At 45.9% G+C, this 21,090-nt stretch carries 21 protein-coding genes; 12 read left to right on the top strand and 9 right to left on the bottom strand.

The genetic code is table 11. The features are described from left to right. Positions 1-52: 52 nt before the first annotated feature. The 3 genes from ABLA33_RS01055 to ABLA33_RS01045 are packed head-to-tail and all read left to right on the top strand — an operon-like array spanning position 53 to position 4,123. Entirely contained in the window at positions 53-652 is a 600-nt protein-coding gene (locus ABLA33_RS01055) for a glycosyl transferase (RefSeq protein ID WP_347718895.1), read from the top strand. Continuing rightward, positions 636-1,901, top strand: coding sequence for an HlyD family efflux transporter periplasmic adaptor subunit (locus tag ABLA33_RS01050; protein ID WP_347718894.1), 1,266 nt, complete (start codon positions 636-638; stop codon positions 1,899-1,901). Before ABLA33_RS01055 ends, ABLA33_RS01050 begins: the two co-directional genes overlap by 17 nt. Positions 1,902-1,930: 29 nt before the next feature. Then, positions 1,931-4,123, top strand: coding sequence for a peptidase domain-containing ABC transporter (locus ABLA33_RS01045; RefSeq protein WP_347718893.1), 2,193 nt, complete (start codon positions 1,931-1,933; stop codon positions 4,121-4,123). An 11-nt stretch (positions 4,124-4,134) separates the two neighbouring features. Here the strand turns inward: ABLA33_RS01045 and ABLA33_RS01040 are convergent, their stop codons facing one another. Then, positions 4,135-5,019: a DMT family transporter gene (locus ABLA33_RS01040; RefSeq protein ID WP_347718892.1), complete on the bottom strand. Its 885-nt coding sequence runs from the start codon at positions 5,017-5,019 to the stop codon at positions 4,135-4,137. 133 nt (positions 5,020-5,152) lie between these two features. Between ABLA33_RS01040 and ABLA33_RS01035 the strand changes: the two genes are divergently transcribed. Genes ABLA33_RS01035 through ABLA33_RS01025 form a run of 3 tightly spaced genes read left to right on the top strand, consistent with a single transcriptional unit; the run spans position 5,153 to position 7,971 of the window. Further along, positions 5,153-6,088 carry a tetratricopeptide repeat protein gene (locus ABLA33_RS01035; RefSeq protein ID WP_311490679.1) on the top strand — a complete coding sequence of 312 codons (936 nt, stop codon included), beginning with the start codon at positions 5,153-5,155 and terminating at the stop codon, positions 6,086-6,088. A gap of 34 nt (positions 6,089-6,122) precedes the next feature. Continuing rightward, positions 6,123-7,529 (top strand): family 10 glycosylhydrolase, encoded by a 1,407-nt coding sequence (locus ABLA33_RS01030; RefSeq protein ID WP_311490681.1) that lies wholly within the window; start codon positions 6,123-6,125, stop codon positions 7,527-7,529. Between the two features lie 7 nt (positions 7,530-7,536). Further along, on the top strand, positions 7,537-7,971 hold the full coding sequence (locus tag ABLA33_RS01025) for a hypothetical protein (RefSeq protein WP_311490683.1): 435 nt from the start codon (positions 7,537-7,539) through the stop codon (positions 7,969-7,971). A gap of 99 nt (positions 7,972-8,070) precedes the next feature. Here ABLA33_RS01025 and ABLA33_RS01020 read toward each other — a convergent pair whose 3' ends face one another. The 3 genes from ABLA33_RS01020 to ABLA33_RS01010 all read right to left on the bottom strand — a co-directional run bounded on the left by ABLA33_RS01020 (position 8,071) and on the right by ABLA33_RS01010 (position 10,516). After that, positions 8,071-8,526, bottom strand: a complete 456-nt coding sequence (locus ABLA33_RS01020) for a biotin/lipoyl-containing protein (protein ID WP_311490684.1) — start codon at positions 8,524-8,526, stop codon at positions 8,071-8,073. A 27-nt stretch (positions 8,527-8,553) separates the two neighbouring features. Beyond that, positions 8,554-8,871 carry a hypothetical protein gene (locus ABLA33_RS01015; RefSeq protein WP_311490685.1) on the bottom strand — a complete coding sequence of 106 codons (318 nt, stop codon included), beginning with the start codon at positions 8,869-8,871 and terminating at the stop codon, positions 8,554-8,556. Positions 8,872-8,962: 91 nt separating this feature from the next. Beyond that, entirely contained in the window at positions 8,963-10,516 is a 1,554-nt protein-coding gene (locus ABLA33_RS01010; RefSeq protein ID WP_311490687.1) for an acyl-CoA carboxylase subunit beta, read from the bottom strand. Between the two features lie 675 nt (positions 10,517-11,191). On the opposite strand from ABLA33_RS01010, the gene ABLA33_RS01005 reads away from it, so the two are divergent. From ABLA33_RS01005 to ABLA33_RS00990, 4 genes are all read left to right on the top strand, one after another. Then, positions 11,192-12,577 (top strand): MATE family efflux transporter, encoded by a 1,386-nt coding sequence (locus ABLA33_RS01005; protein WP_311490689.1) that lies wholly within the window; start codon positions 11,192-11,194, stop codon positions 12,575-12,577. Positions 12,578-12,648: 71 nt separating this feature from the next. Further along, entirely contained in the window at positions 12,649-13,266 is a 618-nt protein-coding gene (locus ABLA33_RS01000) for a cytidylate kinase-like family protein (protein ID WP_311490691.1), read from the top strand. Further along, positions 13,263-13,778: a metallophosphoesterase family protein gene (locus ABLA33_RS00995; RefSeq protein WP_311490693.1), complete on the top strand. Its 516-nt coding sequence runs from the start codon at positions 13,263-13,265 to the stop codon at positions 13,776-13,778. The genes ABLA33_RS01000 and ABLA33_RS00995 overlap by 4 nt, the downstream gene beginning before the upstream one ends. 158 nt (positions 13,779-13,936) lie before the next feature. Then, complete coding sequence (locus ABLA33_RS00990) at positions 13,937-14,275, top strand: hypothetical protein (protein WP_311490694.1); 339 nt, start codon at positions 13,937-13,939, stop codon at positions 14,273-14,275. Positions 14,276-14,483: 208 nt separating this feature from the next. Here the strand turns inward: ABLA33_RS00990 and menA are convergent, their stop codons facing one another. Both menA and ABLA33_RS00980 read right to left on the bottom strand, forming a co-directional pair. Further along, complete coding sequence (gene menA / locus ABLA33_RS00985; protein ID WP_311490696.1) at positions 14,484-15,413, bottom strand: 1,4-dihydroxy-2-naphthoate octaprenyltransferase; 930 nt, start codon at positions 15,411-15,413, stop codon at positions 14,484-14,486. 117 nt (positions 15,414-15,530) lie between these two features. Beyond that, positions 15,531-16,193: a hypothetical protein gene (locus ABLA33_RS00980; protein WP_311490697.1), complete on the bottom strand. Its 663-nt coding sequence runs from the start codon at positions 16,191-16,193 to the stop codon at positions 15,531-15,533. A 237-nt stretch (positions 16,194-16,430) separates the two neighbouring features. Here ABLA33_RS00980 and ABLA33_RS00975 point away from each other — a divergent pair, with 237 nt between their 5' ends. Further along, positions 16,431-18,197, top strand: a complete 1,767-nt coding sequence (locus tag ABLA33_RS00975) for a putative transporter (protein WP_311490698.1) — start codon at positions 16,431-16,433, stop codon at positions 18,195-18,197. A gap of 48 nt (positions 18,198-18,245) precedes the next feature. Here ABLA33_RS00975 and ABLA33_RS00970 read toward each other — a convergent pair whose 3' ends face one another. Then, positions 18,246-18,725 carry a methylated-DNA--[protein]-cysteine S-methyltransferase gene (locus ABLA33_RS00970; RefSeq protein ID WP_347718891.1) on the bottom strand — a complete coding sequence of 160 codons (480 nt, stop codon included), beginning with the start codon at positions 18,723-18,725 and terminating at the stop codon, positions 18,246-18,248. A 180-nt stretch (positions 18,726-18,905) separates the two neighbouring features. On the opposite strand from ABLA33_RS00970, the gene ABLA33_RS00965 reads away from it, so the two are divergent. Further along, entirely contained in the window at positions 18,906-19,580 is a 675-nt protein-coding gene (locus ABLA33_RS00965) for a zinc metallopeptidase (RefSeq protein ID WP_347718890.1), read from the top strand. A gap of 202 nt (positions 19,581-19,782) precedes the next feature. On the opposite strand, the gene ABLA33_RS00960 is transcribed toward ABLA33_RS00965, so the two are convergent. After that, positions 19,783-20,304: a hypothetical protein gene (locus ABLA33_RS00960; RefSeq protein ID WP_347718889.1), complete on the bottom strand. Its 522-nt coding sequence runs from the start codon at positions 20,302-20,304 to the stop codon at positions 19,783-19,785. Beyond that, positions 20,291-20,884 (bottom strand): thymidine kinase, encoded by a 594-nt coding sequence (locus ABLA33_RS00955; protein ID WP_347718888.1) that lies wholly within the window; start codon positions 20,882-20,884, stop codon positions 20,291-20,293. Before ABLA33_RS00955 ends, ABLA33_RS00960 begins: the two co-directional genes overlap by 14 nt. Between the last annotated feature and the right edge of the window lie 206 nt (positions 20,885-21,090).

Here is a 21,090-nt window from a genome sequence, read left to right as displayed (position 1 = left end):
TATTCCTACATATATTATTAACTTAAAAGTACGAACGGAACGTCGAACACACATGACAGAACAGTTTTCCGGACGATCCGAGTTTAATATAACGTGGGTGGAAGCTGTGGAACATCCTGTTGGAGCTATAGGACTGTGGGAGAGTATAGTAAAAATTGTACAACTGGCAAAAAGCCGTAATGAAGACATGATTCTTATTTGTGAAGATGATCATGTTTTTACAGATGTTTACACCTCCGATTATTTGCTCTATAATCTTGTAAGAGCTAACCGGCAAGAGTGTGATCTTCTATCGGGCGGAATTGGCGGTTTTGGTACTGCTGTTCCTGTAGATATTAACCGCTATTGGATCGACTGGTTTTATAGCACACAATTTATCATTATCTTCCAACCTCTTTTCAATCCTATTCTTTCATATGACTTTAAAGAGGGTGATACGGCTGATGGCGTTTTATCTCAACTCTCACACAATGCAATGACTGTCTACCCATTTCTCTCCATTCAACGAGATTTTGGTTATTCGGATGTAACAAAACATAATAATAGACCTGGAAGTGTAAAGCGTTTTTTCGCAATTGCAAGTCAAAGACTCAGTCTTATTCATTATATCTATCATAAAAACCTGCGCACGAATAATGCCCAAACGTTCTGAAGAAGTACAAGATATAATAGATCGTATGCCGACGCGCTGGACGTTGTGGACAGTCATGGTGATAACGATTCTTGTCAGTGTGATGCTGTTTCTTTCATTTGTCATTGAATATCCAGATACAGTGGATGGGGAAATCAGTCTTACCGGGCAGACAGCTCCTGTGCGTTTGGTTGCAGGAACTACCGGCCGTATGCATCTTCTTTTGGAACGTGGTGCTACTGTACATCCGGGAAGCATTATTGCCTATATCGAAAATGGAGTAGACTATAATTCATATCTTTATCTTGAAAGTTTACTGGCTACACAAGAACACCCCACAACATTCCGTACCGATTTGGAGTTTGGGGAATTAGGTATTAGTTATAATGCGTGGATGATAAGTTGTCAGAATTGGAAGCGTTTGGAAAAATCTAATCGATATGCAAACGAAAGAACTCAATTGGCAGCTCAAATAAAAGGAGGTCGGAAAGAAGAGGACAATGCGCGTGCAACTTTGGCCTTACAACGCAGGATAAGAGCTAATTTAGCAGAACAGATTCGGAAAGACAGTATATTATTGAAGCAGGGAATTATCAGCAAATATGAGTTCCAAAATAATCAAAATGCTTATCTCTCACAAGCAGAAGCCTATCTGAATTTGCAAACATCCCACAACAGCAAGCAAACCGATATTCAACGCGGTCAGTTACAGATAGCTCGGTCGCACTTAGAAGAACAAGAAACACTAGATGAAGCTTTTGCTGACATGAAAGCTAAGCGTAACACGCTGCAGAACGAACTGCGTCTTTGGAAAGAGAAATATCTATTTGTCGCTACAAGCAAAGGAGAGTTAGACTATCTAAACTTTTGGAGAGAAAATACAATGATTCGGGCTGGGGAGGAAGCGTTTACTATCATTCCAGCAAAGAACAAAGTAATAGGTGAAGCTGTTATCCCTTCAACTGGAGCAGGTAAGATAAAATCAGGACAAATCGTTAATGTTAAACTAAACGATTTCCCGTATGATGAATATGGGATGCTCATAGGAAAAGTAGAGTCTATATCACAACTTAGTAACACAACAGAAATTCAGCAACGACGCGTCAATACTTACCTAGTAAGAATCGCTTTTCCTTATGGGTTACAAACAAATTTTGGAAAGACTCTCTCTCTAAATTTCGAATCGAAAGGAACTGCCGAAATATTAACCAAGCCACGACGCTTGATTGAACGATTATTTGACAATTTAAAATCACAAAGTTCAAAATAAAACACAAAAATATAATTAGATAAATCCCTATGTGGAAACAATTTCCAATAGAGTACCAGATGGATTCACATGATTGTGGTCCTGCAGCACTAAAAATGGTGGCCAAATACTTTGGTAAATATTATTCTCTTCAGAGTCTACGTGACAAATGCGGTATCACCAAAGAAGGAGTTTCGCTGCGTGATATTAGTACAGGGGCTGAAAGTATAGGTCTTCGTACATTAGCAATTAAGTGTAATACGGAAGATCTTGTTAATCGCGTACCTTTCCCCGCAATCTTATTCTGGAATGAGAATCATTTTGTTGTAATTTATAAAGTTAACCGTCGGCATATTTTTATAGCAGATCCGATGAAAGGACGAGTAAAATACAACAGAACAGAATTTGAAGAGGGTTGGCTGCTTAAAGGATCCGACAAAGGAGTTATTCTGGCATTAGAGCCTACTACAACATTTGCTGACACAAAAGCTGAAATTAAACAGCAAATGAGCAGTTTCATCAGTATTCTGAAATATTTCCTACCATACCGTAGCAACTTCACCCTTATCTTTTTTATAATGTTAATGGTTACCTTGCTGCAAGGTCTACTACCTTTCATTTCGAAAGCTGTAATAGACGTTGGCATAAAGACCCGTGATGTGAGTTTTATCAATATGATTCTTGTAGGAAATGTAGTAATCCTCTTCAGTGTAATGGTATTCAACGTACTGCGGGATTGGATTTTGATGCATATTACAGCACGTGTGAACATAGCCTTGATTACCGATTATCTCATCAAGCTCATGAAGTTGCCCATTACTTTTTTTGAGAATAAATTAGTAGGTGATATTTTACAGCGAGCACAGGATCACGAACGCATTCGCAGCTTTATTATGAATAATTCGCTGGCATTAATATTCTCTTCACTAACATTTGTATTATTCTCTATCATCTTGCTCATTTACAATGCGACTATTTTCTTTATTTTCTTAAGTGGCTCTCTGCTTTATGTTTGTTGGGTGCTATTGTTTCTTCGCATTCGTAAAAAACTTGATTGGCAATATTTCGAACTTATTTCACGTGATCAAAGCTATTGGGTGGAGACAGTTGGGGCTATGCAAGACATCAAGATTTACAACTATGAGCAAACGCGTCGTTGGAAATGGGAAGGTATACAAGCCGGGCTTTATAAGATAAACAAGCGGGTACTGGCGGTTACAAATATGCAGAATCTCGGAGCTCAATTTGTTGAGAATTTGAAAAATATGGCTATCACGTTTTTCTGCGCTACGGCTGTCATCAAAGGCGATATCACCTACGGTGTAATGATCTCTACACAATTCATCATTGGAATGCTGAATGGGCCTTTGGTACAGTTTATTAATTTCGTTGTGTCCGCTCAATACGCTAAGATTTCGTTTCTTCGTATGAATGAAATACGCCAACTTGATGATGAAGAGGAGCTTCTCTCCATTGGAAATACAAATATTCTGCCTGAACACCGCGACATCGTGCTTGAAAATGTCATGTTCCAGTATACACCCAATGCTCCTTTAGTTTTAAAGAACATTTATCTTACCATTCCAGAAAATAAAGTTACGGCCATTGTGGGTGGGAGCGGTTGTGGCAAGTCTACATTATTAAAACTTTTAGTTCGTCTGTATAACCCAACATATGGCACAATCAGGATGGGCGGCATGAATGTGCAATCTATCAATCTTCGCCGCTGGCGTGAACTTTGTGGTGTGGTGATGCAAGACGGAAAACTTTTCAGTGAGAGTATACTCAACAATATAGTTCTCGACGATGAGCATATCGATTATGATAAATTGCGGGAGTGTTGCCGCATTGCTCAGATTGACGAAGAAATCAATGCCATGCCCAAAGGATTTGATACTTTGGTGGGAGAAAACGGAAGAGGCTTGAGTGGCGGACAGCGTCAACGTTTATTGATAGCCCGCGCGCTCTATCGGAATCCAAAGATGTTGTTTCTTGACGAAGCTACCAATGCCTTGGATACAATCAATGAACGGAAGATAACAGAAGCTCTGAATGCTGCTTTCACTGATCGAACCGTTGTTGTTATTGCCCACCGATTAAGTACTATTCGCCATGCAGACCAAATCGTTGTGCTTGACCATGGAAATATAGTAGAAATAGGTAATCATGAAAGTCTCATTAAAAAGGAAGGATTCTATTATCAATTAGTTGCATCTCAAACCGGAAAGTTGAAGGAAGATTAATCTCTATCCTTTTACGCCTCTTTCCTCTTCATAGCTCGCCGCGTTTGGAGAAGCACGCTAAGCACCACAAGGCCTATGCCCAAATAGAACGAAAAGTTCAGTTCGCGCCCTTCACCAAAAAAGATAAACGCCATGCAAATGGTGTAGATGGGTTCGAGGTTGTAGCTCAGTTCCACCGTAAAAGCGGGAAGCGTTTTGAGGGCGGCAATCTGCAAGAGATAAAGGGCAACGGTGCAAAACAAAGACAGGCCGAAAATCCACATAAGATCCACCGTTTGTGGAAGAACGAAGAGCGTGGGAACATCCGTAAATGCTGCAAGATAGAGCGGAACAAGCAACGTGAGCACTACGAAGCCGCCCATCATCTGATAAGCCAACGCATCGCGCGAACGCACTTCTTGAGAGTATTTCTTGAGAAAAATGGCGGCCACCGCTGCCGTGAAAGCGGCCACACTACCTATAGCTATGCCCAAGCGGTAGCGGCTGTCGAGTGAGAAGATGCAAAGGAGACCGGCAACGGTGATGAGAGAATAGACAAGCTCACGAGGAGAGAATTTCTTATGGAAAACGAGCGGTTCGACAATGGCGGTGAAGAAGCCCACAAGGGCGTAGCACACCACACCAATGGAAACATTGGCATACTGAATACTGGCGTAGAACAACACCCAGTGGATGCCCAACAAACCACCGCAAGCAGCCAATTGCAAAGCGCGCTTGAGAGGGAGGCGCGGAAAGCCGATGAACACGACCAAGATGAGTGTGGTTAGCATCATTCGCCACCAAGACAACTGGGCGGCATCGAGCGACACCAACCTACCGAACAATCCAGTGAAACCTGCCAGCAGGACAGAGATATGCAATTGCAAGAAAGCTTTTCCTTTCTCCGATAGCATCATAAGGGGCTATTTGTTAAGCGTTATATAATTTTTTCGGCGCAAAAGTAATAAAAAAATCTAAAGACTACACATGAGCTGCTGCGTGAGCAGTTCGCTTTTCACATTGTCCTATTTTATCTCTATCTTTGTCCGTATGAAACGATTAGTAGTGCTGCTCTTTCTGCTCGGCAGCATCATCCCGATGACGGGCCAAACCATTGTGGAACTCCGAAAAGGGGCTACCACCGTGCGTTCCAAAAACCTCCACGACTACGACGTGCAGACAAAGGACGCACGACAAGAACGTGAGGATTCGCTCAAGTATGCCGACAATCTGAAGTGGGCATACAATTATCTGCATTCCGATTCGCTCGCTGCCGCCGAACGTCTCTTCCGCGAATGTTTGCAGCTTCGTCCGAAAGCGCCAGGCAACAATATCTTGCGGCGCAGTTTGGGACAGATTGCTCTTGCGCAAGGACGCTATCGCGAAGCCATAGAGACTTTCACCGAGGTGCTTCGCCTCAATCCGTCGGATCATGGCGCGCGCATGGACAGGGCTACAGTTTATCTGCAAGATAACAACCCGCAAGCGTGCATCACCGACTGCGATTTGCTGATGCCGGCAGCACAAACCGACTCGCTGCGGGAGCGGCTCTACTTCTTGCGCGGAGCGGCTCATCTGCAAAACCGACAGTACAGCAATGCGCGCAACGATTTGGAAAAGGTGCTTTCGTTCAATCCTTCCAATACGAATGCGCCCATCCTGCTGGCTATGACGCTCGAAAAGGAAGGACGGCCAAAAGAGGCGCTGCAACGCATCAGCATCTATATCAATGCACACCCCGAGGATCTCAATGCGCTGCTCTATCGCATCCACTTAGAAGAGGAACAACAAAACTTCCCCTCTCTCCGCAACGACTACGACCAAGCGCTGCGCCTTGCGCCCGACAACCGCGAACTCTATGTGGGACGAGCTGGCGTACTGATTCAGCAAAAGGACTTTGGTGCGGCACGACGCGACCTTGATAAGGCGGTGAGTCTCGGTATGCCGCGTGCTGCGCTCCGTGAGCTCTACAAGCAACTGCAATAACATCCATCGGTTTGTTTCATCTTTTTCTGATTGAATGAAGAAACTTTTTCTCACACTCCTACTCCTCTCTTCAACATTCTCTCTCCTTTCGGCTCAGTCCGCAAAGGTGGAGAAGAAGGACTACCGCGCCGTGTGGCTCACAACACTCATGGGGCTTGACTGGCCAAAGACGCGCGCCAACAGCGCTGAGGGCATCACTCGCCAAAAGCAAGAACTCATCGACATCTTCGATCGGTTGCAGCAGGCGGGTATCAACACAGTACTTTTCCAAACTCGATTGCGCGGCACAACGGCTTATCCCTCGGACATAGAGCCGTGGGACGGGGCTTTCACTGGTACGCCAGGAAAGAGCCCCAACTACGATCCGCTGCGCTTTGCTCTTGACGAGGCACACAAACGCGGAATGGAACTCCATGCTTGGGTGGTGGCGTTCCCAGTGAATAAAGTGGCGGATATGAAAAGACTGGGCAACCGCTCGCTACCGCGCCGCCATCCGGAGCTTTGTCAGCTCAGTAACGACCAGTACCTCATGGATCCTGGCGTACCAGCAACGGGCGACTATATTGCGTCTATCTGTCAAGAAATTGCGCAAAACTATGACGTCGATGGGATTCATCTCGACTACATCCGTTATCCCGAAAACGGCATCCGCTTTAGTGACGCGCAAACTTATAAGCGCTATGGACAGGGGCAACCCATCAACCGCTGGCGTACGGAAAACGTGACACGCGTGGTGCGTAAGATTCGCCGCGCTGTAGATAGCGTCCGACCGGGTATTGTACTGAGTTGCTCGCCCGTAGGAAAGTACGCAGACATGGCTCGGCAGAGTTCGCGGGGCTGGAATGCGCGCGACGCGGTGCATCAGGACGCGGTGGCGTGGCTCAACGAGGGAACGATGGATGTACTCTTCCCGATGATGTACTTTGATGGGGATAATTTCTACCCCTTTGTGCTCGACTGGAAAGAGCGTGCTCAGCGCGGCGCAATAGTTCCGGGATTGGGGCTCTACTGTTTGTCGGCGAACGAAAAGGATTGGCCACTCGTTGCGCTGCAACGCCAAATCAACTTCTTGCGCACGCAACATCTCAACGGCTTCTGCCTCTTCCGCAGCAAGTTTCTGACGGACAACGTGAAGGGAGTGTTCGATTGGCTCTCCCACAGCTACGACAACGACCCACTGCAAGCCATGGGTGGCATCTTCGAAACGCTCCGCCAACAAAAGAAAATGACTGCTTTGTCTCCTTCGGCGGATTCGCAGAAAGTGCCTCAGCTCAACGTGGATGCAGAAACGTTTGTCGTGGTGGACAATACGGGACGAGAAATACGTCGCTTCCGTCCCGACTCAACATTTAACACAGCCGATCTCCCTCACGGCTTCTACCAACTCCGGGCTCTCGGACGAAAGAAAGCCAATCACAAAATCATGGACTTTAGAAAATAACGAAAAGATGAAACACGTGCTTTTACTGCTGGTTATATTCGGTAGCCTTTCTTATTCAGCTACGGCCTCCAACGGACTTCTCCACCGCGACAAACTGACGCAGCGCGACAGTGCGGCTTTAGAACTCGTTCAACTTTGGAGTTACGCTCAAGGGGCACATGATGTGCTTCTGCAAAGCCCCTCACCAATGTTGGTCAATAATATGGCTGTGGCCGACTCCATTTGCTTCGACCGCGCCATCCACTTTATCCGTCACTACGGCTACCCTACTCCCGTTCTTTTGGGCAAATATGCGCATCTGAAGCAAACAGAAGTGCTCATTCCCATACTGCTGCGCAACCGTACCCGCCTTGCAGCTCCCGACATCCGCGAACTGCTGCAAAACGAAGCGAAGGCGCATCGCCTCAGCCGCAAGGTGCTCAACACTTTATTAGAGGAATAAGGCACTGACTTTATACAACAAAAACGGAAGACTTTACCCACTGGGGATAAAAGTCTTCCGTTGTTTTATCACTCAACCCGACTAACGGGTAGAAAGGACTTAGGCAATGGTCAGAAGAACTGCGCCTTCGAGCACACTATCGCCCGCCTTAACAGCAATACCGCTGACAGTACCATCTGCCTCGGCCGCGATATTATTCTCCATCTTCATGGCTTCAAGAACGAGAACATTCTCGCCCTTCTTCACCTGCTGACCAACAGAAACGTTGATTTTCGTAACAACACCTGGTAGCGGAGCTTTCACAGGCGTACCTTCACCTGCACCAGAAGGAGCGGCTTCAGTAGCAGCCGGAGCGGCAGCAACAGGAGCTGCTGGGACTGCGGACGGAGCAGCAGTTGTTGTTACATCGGGCAGGTTATCCTCAGAGAGCTGCGAGTTCTGCATCTCTACATCAAAGGGGATGCCGTTAACAACCACCTTGGCCAACTGACCTTGAATCTCGTTAATGGTCACGTCATACTGCGCACCATTGACTTTATACTTATATTGCTTCATATTTTATGATTCGTTATGAATGTATGGTTAGAAAACTTCGCTCGTAGGCACTGCGACATCGTCAGAACAGGATGAGCCACCCACAACTGGGCGCAACAAACTAACGGGATTACCCCATAAGGAGCGATGATGCTGCAACGTGATGACATCTGATTCGTCGTCGTGGACAACTTCGATGTCGTTCTCCAGCAAAGCCAGCGAGATGACAGCAGCATAAGCGGGCATTTCGCTTTCTGCCACCTGCGGATATTCTCCATCAACAAGGATATCCGAAATCGTACTGTCTTCGCCACTTACACGGATGCAAAGTTCACGACCATTGATGTTATATTTGAACGTCTTCATTTTGAAAATGTGCTAATAGGTATATACGAAAATATGGGAATGGAAGAATCGCACAGAGGTACAACTTCGCCCACTCACACATTTACACATTTTATAAAGGAATATTACCGTGCTTCTTCACAGGACGCGTTTCCCGCTTATTCTGCAGTTGTGCCAAAGCGCGAATCACGCGGAAGCGAGTGTTACGTGGCTCGATGATATCGTCAACATAACCATATTCGGCAGCCTTATAAGGATTGGTGAAAAGCGTATTGTATTCTTTCTCCTTTTCTGCCAAGAAAGCCTTGGGATCTTCCTGTGTTTTGGCTTCTTTGCCATTGAGGATGGCAACCGCACCAGAGGCACCCATCACGGCAATCTCTGCGCTGGGCCAAGCATAGTTGAGATCGGCCTTGAGCTGCTTACAACCCATCACGATGTGGGAACCGCCATAGCTCTTACGCAGTGTAACTGTCACCTTGGGTACAGTGGCTTCGCCGTAAGCATAGAGCAATTTTGCACCATGGTCAATAACGGCATTGTACTCCTGGCCTGTTCCGGGCAAGAAGCCTGGCACGTCAACGAGACTAACAATAGGAATATTGAAACAGTCGCAGAAGCGCACGAAACGAGCTGCCTTGCGGCTGGCATTGCTATCGAGGACACCGGCATAAACACTGGGCTGATTAGCCACAACACCCACACTCTGACCGTTGAAACGAGCAAAACCTACAATGATATTACGAGCAAACTGACTATGAACCTCCAAGAACTCGCCATTGTCAACAATCGCAGAGATAACCTTATACATGTCGTAGGCCATGTTGGGATTGTCGGGGATAAGTTCGTTGAGGGAATCTTCTTTGCGGTCAATCGGGTCGGTACATTCCTTCGCTGGAGCTTTCTCCATATTGTTCTGAGGAACATACTCGAGCAGTTCGCGAATCAGAGCCGCAAATTCTTCTTCTGTCTTAGCTGTGAAATGAGCCACACCGCTAACACTACTGTGTACACGAGCGCCACCCAAATCTTCCTGACTTACGTCCTCACCCGTCACTGTCTTTACCACTTTCGGACCAGTAAGGAACATATAGCTAACGCCTTCCAGCATCACAACAAAGTCGGTCAAAGCTGGACTATATACAGCACCACCGGCACAAGGACCGCAGATACCAGAGATTTGAGGAATCACACCGCTCGCTTCAATATTGCGTTGGAAAATCTCACCAAAGCCTGCCAGCGCGTTGATACCTTCCTGGATGCGCGCACCGCCTGAATCGTTCAAACCGATGCAGGGACAACCTTGCTTCATGGCCAAATCCATCACTTTGCAAATCTTCTCCGCCATTGTGATTGACAGTGAACCGCCATTCACGGTGAAATCTTGAGCAAAGACATAAACAAGGCGACCATTGATAGTACCTGAACCAGCCACTACACCATCGCCCAAGAATTTCTTCTTCTCCATTCCGAAATCGGAACAGCGATGGAGTTTGAACATATCCAATTCCTCAAAAGAACCCTTATCGAGGAGCATGTCGATACGTTCACGAGCCGTAGCCTTACCTTTGGCGTGCTGCTTGTCGATAGCAATCTCGCCACCGCCCATGCGGGCTTTCTGACGAAGTTCGACGAGCTGCTTGATTTTTTTCATTTGTTCACTCATAGAGCTTTATTTTATGTTTTAGCTTACACCTTTATGATATATCTGTGCAAAAATACGATAAAGCATGCGAAGCACAAAGAAACGTACAATTTTTTAGACTTTGGCGATTCTGAACCTTGAACTACCCATGTTTTTCAGACATCTGTCACCCAGTCTTTTTATCATTTACCAACAATGAAGGTTAAGGGAGAAAACCATAAAAGAGAAAAGGGGAAAAGTTATCTAAAAAACTCAGAAAACGCCTATCTTTGTAAATATAATTCGTATTCTAACAAGTTGAGAATGGCTTAAAACTCATCTCAAAGTAAAGTGGGCCTAAAACTCTTACTTCTCATCTGGCCGTCCCAATAAGGATGCCGAAAAATACAATAAGGATATTTTCAAATGCAATAAGGCTGTTGGCTGACATCCTTATTGCATTTCTAAACAGAATAAGGAAGCAAGCAGTCCTCCTTCAGTAAAAAACACACTTTTTAGACTTATCAACCTACTCCCAAAGGCAATTTTTCACTAAATCTATAAAAGCTCACGCTCGCTCAAAGATATTTTTTAGCTAAAACAATAAATTCTCGCGCTATATTGAGAAATGCATTTGTCAAATAATAAGGCAGTAAAATAAACCTCAACATCTTTTGCTTAAAAAGTCGTAACTTTGCAGTCGAAAAGACCAAGTATATGACCAGAGAGAAGCAAGTAGAAATCAACGCCTTGGGCGAACAGCCCGTAGGGAGACTCTTGATGCAATATGCCATTCCAGCCATCGTTGCCATGGCGGCATCTTCCGTGTACAACATCATCGATGGTGTTTTCATAGGACAAGGCGTCGGCCCTGAGGCCATTATGGGTTTGGCACTTACTGGACCGGTCATGCTGCTTACGGCTGCTTTTGGAGCCATGGTAGGCGTAGGCGGTTCGACGCTGATGTCCATTCGGCTCGGGCAGAAAGACTACAAAACGGCACAGGACATTCTGGGAAATGTACTCTTCATGAATCTCACCATGGGGCTTTCGTTAGGATTTATCTTGCAAGTGTTTCTCACTCCCATTTTGCGCTTTTTCGGAGCAAGCGATGTGACGATCGAGCCCGCTCACGATTTTATGACTGTGATACTGGCAGGTAACGTCGTCACCCACATGTATTTGGGTCTGAACGCTCTGCTTCGCTCCACCAATCGTCCGCAGAAAGCTATGATGGCAACTATCGGAACGGTGGTGTGCAACTGCCTCTTGGCGCCACTCTTCATTTTTGTGCTGCATTGGGGCATTCGAGGAGCAGCACTCGCCACAGTGTGCTCTCAGCTCATCATGCTGATGTGGCAGTTTCATCTCTTCGCCGATAAATCGAACCTCGTGCATCTTGAACCTAAACTCCCCAACATTCGCTGGGACATTATCAAGAAATCACTTATCACGGGGCTACCGCAATTTCTGATAAATCTCTGCGCCTGCCTCGTGGCAATCCTCATCACCCGCAGTCTGACGCAATACGGTAATGAAACCAACCTTGGAGGCGATGTAGCAGTAGGCGGGTATGGCATCTCCTATCGTCTGGTACTTTTCATCGTTATGATTGTCATCGGTCTGAACCAAGGGATGCAACCCATTGCCGGCTACAATTATGGCGCACAAAAATATGATCGTTTATTGGAAGTCCTCAAAAAGGCTATTATATTTGCAACATGTATCACCACAACGGGATGTTTGGCGTGCTTCATCTTTGCTACACCATTAGCCACTCTCTTCGCAAAGGATTCGCCCGCACTGATTCAGCAAGCAGCCCACACGCTGCGCATCATGGTGGCCACATTCCCGCTCGTCGGCATTCAGATTATGTCGGTGGCATTCTTCCAGAGCATCGGCTTCTCAGGAAAGAGCATATTTCTCGCGCTCACGCGTCAGCTCATTTTCCTCATCCCGCTGATTCTGATTCTGCCACATATCTTCAGCAATCCCGTTAATGGTGTTCTCTTCTCTCTCCCTGCTGCTGACACTTTGGCGTTCTTAATCGCCATCACGCTGCAGGCGCAACAAGTGAGAAAACTCAAAAAAATGATAAAATAAAAGAGCAAGAGATGAAAGCAATTTTTCTGAAACTTCACAACTCAGCTCGCTCAACTTATAACTAACAACTTATGGAACCATTTGTCATCACTATCGGGCGACAACTCGGAGCTGGCGGCCGCGCCATCGGACATTTTCTGGCGAAAGAGTTCGACATGGACTACTATGATAAAGAAATCCTTGCTATAGCGGCAAAAGAAAGTGGCTACAGCGAAGACATTTTCGAGAAAAACGATGAAAAGAAAGGTTTCTTCGGACATGCCCTCCGTTCTGTCATTCCTATGATTGGAACGGGCGAATACTACAACAATTCTATCTCTGAAGAGGCTCTCTTTCGCCTTCAGAGCGACGCCATTCTCAAGGCTGCCAACGCGCATAGTAGTGTTTTCATCGGCCGCGTTGCCGACTATGTTCTGCGCAACAATCCGCGTTGCATCAATATCTTTCTCACAGCCAACTATGAAGATCGTATCTCGCGCGTGATAGAACGCCACAACGTGGATCGCAAGGTGGCTCGTCGTTTGCTCGAAAAGGGAGAAAGCCAACGTGCCGAATTCTACAATTTCTATAGTTCGCGTACATGGGGCAAAGCCGACACATACCACCTTTGTCTCAACACCAGCGTTGTAGGTATTGAGAAAAGTGGCGAAATCATCAAGGAGTTCGTGAAAGCAAAATTTGGGCTATGAAACGCATAGGCCTGCTTTCCGACACTCATTCTTATTGGGACGAACGCTACGAGAAATACTTTGCCGATGTTGATGAAATCTGGCACGCGGGCGATATTGGTTCTACGGAACTTGCCGAACGCTTTCAAGCCTTCAAGCCCTTCCGCGCCGTTTGCGGCAACTGCGACGGTGGAGATCTTAGGCGTATGTTCCCCGAACTCTTGCGGTTCAAATGCGAAGACGCCGACATCATGATAAAACACATTGGCGGCTACCCCGGCAACTACGATCGCTCCATCGTCGGGAAAATGTACACCAGTCCGCCCGACCTCTTCATCTCTGGACATAGCCACATTCTCAAAATCCTCTACGACAAAACACTCCGCTGTCTACATATCAATCCTGGTGCGGCAGGCTTGCAAGGATGGCAAAAGGTGCGCACACTCGTCCGCTTCACTGTTGACGGAAAAGAATTTAAGGACTTAGAGGTGATTGAGTTGGGCGAAAAGAAAAAAGATAAACAAAATCAATAAAACATTTATTTATTGAAAACTCTCTCTCCAATTGGGGAACTCCCCTACATAAAAAGAACCTGACACAACAAATACTGCGCGAGAAATAAAAGATCACTAGCACAGTATGTAGAAAATATTATATACTTTTGCAACATTCAATAACTTAAGATATCTTTATGAAAAAGTACTTATTCTTACTCTTGGCAATGCTGCCTATTCTGTTTGTATCTTGCTCTTCTGATGACGACGAATCGACATCTCTGAAAGGAACCACATGGGTATGTTCCGACAAGGACGAAGGTGTTAGAACCTTAGTTTTTAATAAAACAGAATTCTTATACACGCTAAATAGCGACCAAGAAACCGTTTCTATCAAGGGAACTTACACATACAACCCGCCGCTTATCACTCTTACAGGAAAAGATCCGAAGACCAACAAGGAAGAGACGATGACGGGATCAATAAACAAAGACAAATTGTCGATTGGAGAAATTGTTTATACTAAACAAAAGTAGAAGAAAATAGTTTGTGATAACAACGCCGCAAACACAATAAGGAGGTCAGCTGATAGAATAAGGGGATCAGCTGGTCTACTTTATTATGGCAAAGGTGGCAAAGATTTGTTAGCACAATAAGGATAGATACGAGTCCGCACGCCTGAGTTTTTTCAGACGACAAAGGGAAGAAAAAACAAAGATGGTATTGTGCAGAGAGAGATACAACTCACACAATACAGAAAACAAGAGAAAGGACTGCAAGGCAAGCAAAGAAAAGCATATTGCGAGAAGTCTTGCCAAGGATTTTATTCAATTCGCGCCCACGATTGATACGCACCATCTCGCGCCAAGTAAGAAAATGCGGAATCAGATAAAGCAGGACGAGCGGAGCAGACAAAAGGCCATAGAAAGCGAGGGCGGAAAAACATAATGCACCGAAAACGCCTTGCAACAGATAGAACCAACTGCCAAAACGCCCACCAAGTACGGCTATTAAAGTGCGCTTGCCACAGGCGCGGTCAGTATCGCGATCGCGATAATTATTGAGCACGAGAAGCGTGTCGGTAATCAGTCCTACCGCGGCACTGAGCCACCACACCTCGGGTATGAGCCAACCGGTCAGCAAGAAATAAGTACCCGCCACGGGAACAAAGCCAAAAAACACGTAGACGAGGACATCGCCCAATCCGCAGTAGCTCAGCAACGTGGTATAAAGGAAAGCAAACACCAAACAAGCCAAACCCACGAGCAGAAAATAAGCCGTGATCAACAGGAGGTTGTCAGCCACAAAGGGGCTTGTGATAATCGAGCCGTAGAAAGTGGCCAAACCCACGATAGCCGCGAGCACCAACATCAGAGCAATGCCGCGCTTCATCGAAGACGGACTGATCCAGCCCTGCGCACAAGCGCGCTCAGGACCGAGGCGTTCTTCGCCATCTGTCCCCTTCAAAAAATCAAAAAGGTCATTGATAAAATTAGCTGCTATTTGCATCAATGCGGCAAAGAGCATACAGCCCAATACGGGCAGAAGACGGAACAGCCCAGAGGCAAAAGCCAAAGCGGAGGAGGTGACAACGGGGATGAGCGCCGCCGAGAGCGTCTTTGGGCGCGCGGCCAATAGCCAAGCGCGAGCACTGTTCTTTCTAACTTGTTCCATAAGGGCAAAAATACTGAATAATTCTGGGAGAGACAAGAACCGATGCGAAAACAAAGAAGCCGGACTTGCTGATAAATCTCAATAAGTTCGACTTCTCTTTTCTTTTTATCTCCACTCCTATTGCAGATACATCAGCAGTTGTTTGAGACTTTTCTCATCACTCCAACTCCAAAAGCGGTCGGCCATCAAAGTTCGGAAGGCCTCTTTCATTTCGGGGCGCACATATTTCTTCACTTGCGTTTCGTTGGCAGGTATCTCCTTACCCGATAACCAAAAATAGTATTTGTTTTGCAAAGGGTAGCCCACATCGGAATCCCGCTTGTCGCGGTCGAGCTCAAAGAAAGTGTTGACATTCACGCCCGAAGCACTGGGAATATCTAAATCAAAGAAGCCTGCACTATTGGAACTGTACGTTTCTTCTTTGAGAAGATTCATATTCACTGTAGTGACGCAAAGTAAATAGTTATACCCCTGACGAGCCACTACACGCCCCATCTGATTATTCACTTTCTTATATTCCACAGAATCGAGCCGAAGCCCTAACACATTATTGAGATAGGCCTTATAAATTGTGTCCTTGCGAACAAAACAGAGAGAGGCATCTTTCAGAAAGATATTGACGCTATCATCTACATGACGATTGAACGTTTGGAGTATTCTACCTTTCTGGAAAGCTTCATTGAGAAAAACTGTCTTTGAGCGGCGCAACTCTGTCTGCTGCTGGGCAAAAGTTACAACAGCGACAAAAAAAAGGCAGAGGGAGAGAAACGTGTGGCGCATAACTAAAAGGATTATGTGAAACAAGAATTGAGTAGAAGGGAAAGGGAGAGACAAATTTGCAAACTATAAAGTAGCAATCCTTATCTTTCTGAACTTCACCAAAACTAACTGCTGCAAATATATAAAAATTGCCTCATTTCAGCAAAAAGGGTAAGAAAGCGGGAGGGTTTTCGCTAAAAATGCTTAACTTCGCCGCACTTAAAACTATATAACTTTTTACGTTTTTCTTTCTAACTTATGGAATGGTTAATTAAAATCATCAACAACCCTGTGCTGCCTGCGCATTTGGCACTTCTCTTTGCGCTGGTTATTTGGTTGGGTGTAAAGTTGGGCAAACTTAAACTGGGCGGAATTTCCCTCGGCGTAACCTTCGTTTTGTTCGTCGGAATCCTCGCCGGACACCTTTACCACACGTTTGTAGTGGCTCCTTCCAACGGGGAAATGGCAACAGCCATGGCCAACCAAACGCTCATCATCAATTTCATCAAGGAATTTGGCTTGGTGCTTTTTGTCTACTGTATTGGTCTGCAAGTAGGCCCGGGCTTCTTTGCCACATTCAAAAAAGGTGGGGTTGAGATGAATCTTCTCTCCACTGCACTGATTGTTCTCAACATTGCTGTCATGCTGGCGCTCTATTTCATTTGGTTCTACTCTCCTGGAGATCCACTGAACAAAAAGAATCTCGCCATGATGACGGGTACTCTCTATGGCGCTGTTACTAACACGCCTGGTTTGGGTGCAGCCAATAACATCCTTCCGCGCTTGCTGGGCGGAAGTGCCGACTACGATCCAGGTTTCAACATAGGTAGTAGCTACGCTTGTGCCTATCCGCTGGCGGTTGTGGGTATCATCGGTGCCACCATCGCTATTCGCTATATTTGCAAAGTTAGTCTCGACAAAGAGGCCAAAGAATATGAACACGCCAACGAGGCAGATCCCTCGTCTGTTCCCGAACATTTCATCCTGCGCGTTACTAACAAAGCCGTAGTGGGCCATACGCTTCAAGAACTTCACAATTTTGTGAAGGGCGACTTCGTTTGCTCTCGTGCAAAGAAAGATGGCGAAATGTTCATTCCGAAAGAAAACACCGTAATGGAAGAAGGAATGAAACTCTATATCGTTACGGCCACTTCAGACAAGGAAGCTATCATCGCCTTGATGGGTGAACTGATTGACGAGGACTGGCAGAAAGAAACTGAAGAAGAGAAGCGTTATATCTCACAAAGACTCATTATTTCTAAGCCTGAGGTGAATGGTATGACGTTCAACGACTTACATTTCTCTTCCCTCTACAACGTTAATGTCACACGCGTTTCACGTGCTGGTATGACGCTCTTTGCGCGCAGAAACTTCCGTTTGCAGATGGGCGACCATATCCGCGTGACGGGTACGGAGGAAAATATCAATCGCGTTCGTGCTATCGTGGGCGATACGCAAAAGCGCTTGGAAGCTCCCAACGTTGGAATGATGTTCCTTGGTATTCTGCTCGGTATTTTCTTGGGACAAATTCCTATTCCTATCCCCGGAATCAGCGAACCCGTAAAGCTTGGCTTGGCTGGTGGCCCGTTGGTGCTCGGTATCCTCATCGGAGCTTTCGGCTACAAGTTTAAGATCACGGCTTATACTACCAACAGTGCCAACTTGATGCTCCGCGAGGTGGGGCTCGTACTCTTCTTGGCTGGCGTGGGTGTTCAAGCAGGTGCTACATTCTGGAACACGGTCACTAATGGCGGTTACCACTACGTTTGGATGGGTTTCCTCATCACAGTCATCCCCATTATGATTTGCGGTCTTTATGGACGCCTCAAGATGAAATTGAACTACTTCACACTGATGGGTCTTATCGCTGGTACGAATACGGATCCCCCTGCACTTGCCTTTGCCAATCAAACGGCCAACAATGATGCGCCAGCAGTGGGCTACTCTACGGTTTATCCGCTCTCTATGTTCCTGCGAATCCTTACGGCTCAGCTCATTCTCTTGATACTCATCCCGCTCGTTTGATGCACTATAATAAAAGAGCAGTCCTCTGCGGACTGCTCTTTTTCTTTTCTATCCTATCAGGCTCTGTTCCATATCCAACAGTGCCTTTTTTCTGTCTGTACCTCCAGCGTAGCCTGTGAGCGAACCGTCGGAAGCAATGACGCGGTGACAAGGCACAATCAGCGATATGGGATTTCGCCCTACTGCTCCGCCAATGGCGCGCGCCGAAGTGTGGCAAGCAAGGGCCAATTGGGCATAAGTAGTGGTGGCGCCATACGGTATTGTCAACAGTTGTTGCCACACTTTTTGCTGAAAGGGAGTGCCCAAGAGTCGCAGGGGTGGTAGAAAATCTGGACGACAACCCGAAAAATACAAATCAAGCCAACGATGCGCCTCGCTAAGTACAGTATTCTTTTTCTCCACACTCGCCTCGCAGAGCGTTGTGCCAAAGAATTTCTGTCCCTCAAACCAGAGTCCGATCAATGCTTCCTCATGGCTTGCCACGATGATACGCCCCAATGGAGAATTGTAGGAGTGAGTGTAGATCATATCAGATGATTTTCAATCGAAACACACACAAATGTAGGAAGAAATCCTTAAGAAGTATCGTGAAGTCCCTAAAATATGTCAATATATCTGCACTACTGATTGTTTTCCGTATCTTTGGCATACTTTTGTATAGTAAGCCTCAACAAACAATAAGTACTAACTAAAAAAAATCCGACACTCATGATTTGGATTATATTTGGCGTCTTCGCCGTGATCAGCTATTTGGTTCAGTCGAACCTCAAGTCGAAATTCAAGCAATACTCTCGTGTTCCCATTGCCAGCGGAATGACGGGCGCACAAGTAGCGGAGAAAATGCTCCACGATAACGGAATCTATGACGTGCGTGTTACGTCGGTTCCGGGACAACTCACAGACCACTATAACCCTACCGACAAGACCGTCAACCTTAGCGAAGGCGTTTATGGGAGTTGTTCTGTTGCTGCCGCAGCCGTTGCAGCTCACGAATGTGGCCATGCTGTTCAGCACGAAAGGGCTTACGCACCGCTGCAACTCCGTTCGGCCCTCGTTCCTGTAGTAAACTTTGCTTCGCAGTGGGTGCAATGGGTACTTTTGGCAGGTATGATACTTGTCAACACAATGCCTGGAATCCTCTTGGCAGGTATTGTACTCTTCGCACTGACCACTCTGTTTAGCTTCATCACTCTTCCCGTTGAGATTGACGCCAGCCGACGTGCTACGCAGTGGCTTGCAGGAGCAGGCATCACCAGTAGAGAAAACTATCCGATGGCAGTTAGCGCACTTCGCTCTGCTGCTTACACCTACGTTGTTGCAGCACTCGGTTCGCTTGCTACACTCATCTATTATGCTCTCATATATTCGAATAACCGCGACTAAGAGAGTCAGCAGAAAATCTATAAAGAACGAGACACAACTGCAAAGGCCTTTCTCTTTGCAGTTGTGTCTCGTTCTTTTATTATTGTTGCTTACTTCTCTCCTATTCCGTTTTATGACTCAGTAGGTTGCAAATCCATTTTTGATAATGAAAGTGAAGCGTCTACAGTTATCTTACAGAAGTTTCTGAAGGCGAAAATAAAACTCATTTGTCAGCCGACGGAGTGTTTTTAAGCTGTTTCTTCTTCCATTTGGTGCGCAGCCAAATAATAAGGGCGAGGACGAAAAGGACAACTTTCTTTCCAAATTTCCACGCAATGTAAATCCAAGCCCATTCTTGAGGGAGTTTTTCTAAATAAGTATCGAGCAAGAAGAAAGCAGCAATGCCCATAGATATGATAACGATGAACCATGCTATCTGTATCCAAAAATTCTGATACCATCGCTTCGGTTTTTTGCTTTCTTCCGCATCTTTGTCCTTTCCCAAGAGATGATAAATAATTGCAAAGATGAGAAAGGCAAGGAGCATAAGAGCAATGACGATGAGCATTCTTGTGATCGAGGAGGGATGCCCATACCCCATTTTTTCAGAAAGGAAATCGATCAAGAAAAACAATCCGAACGCGCTCCCAAAGGTAAGTAGGAAGATGCCGGACTGATAGAAGATATATTTCCAAAACTGACGTTTGTTCTGCCGATAGAGCTGTCTCAGTTTATTCCACTTCATGAGGATGATTGTTGATGGCTTTGCTAAAGCAATCGCGGCAGAGCGATTCGTATTCATCCTTTTCGCCAAGCATCACCTGCTTTTCGCCTTTCACGATGCGGTGACTAAATTGCGCCAGATTGCCGCAGCGCACGCAGATAGCGTGAACTTTCGTAACGTCCTCGGCAATAGCCATCAGTGCGGGCATCGGACCGAAAGGATTACCTAAGAAGTCCATATCCAGCCCTGCCACAATAACGCGCTTACCTGCATCAGCCATTTTCTTACACACATCTACGAGCGTTTCGTCGAAGAACTGCGCTTCGTCGATTCCCACCACTTCAGCATCGGAAGCCAGCAGCAGAATACTGTTTGGGGCATCCACTGGCGTTGATTTGATATAGTTGGAATCATGAGAGACCACGTTTTCTTCGCTATAACGTGTATCAATAGTGGGCTTATAGATTTCCACGTTCTGATGGGCAAACTGGGCGCGTTTCAGGCGACGGATGAGTTCTTCCGTTTTGCCCGAGAACATAGAACCGCAGATCACTTCGATATGTCCGTGGCGCATGTATTCGTGTTGAAAATAGTGATTCATTCCTCTAAGTTGATTTTCGGAGAGCGAAGATAATAAATTATTCTGTTTGTTTCTCTATGAGAGAGACTCTAAGCTACTGATAAATTTCCTAAAATTATTGGGACGCACAACTAGTTTCATATTTCTTATTTGAAACAACCATAATGAAACGTGCCATTATGAAGCGTTTCATATTCTATATATAGATTATTTCTTATGGATGTACC

It is taken from the genome of uncultured Alloprevotella sp. (genome assembly GCF_963536905.1).
Classification (GTDB): domain Bacteria; phylum Bacteroidota; class Bacteroidia; order Bacteroidales; family Bacteroidaceae; genus Alloprevotella.
This window is presented reverse-complemented; position numbering and strand designations above follow the sequence as displayed.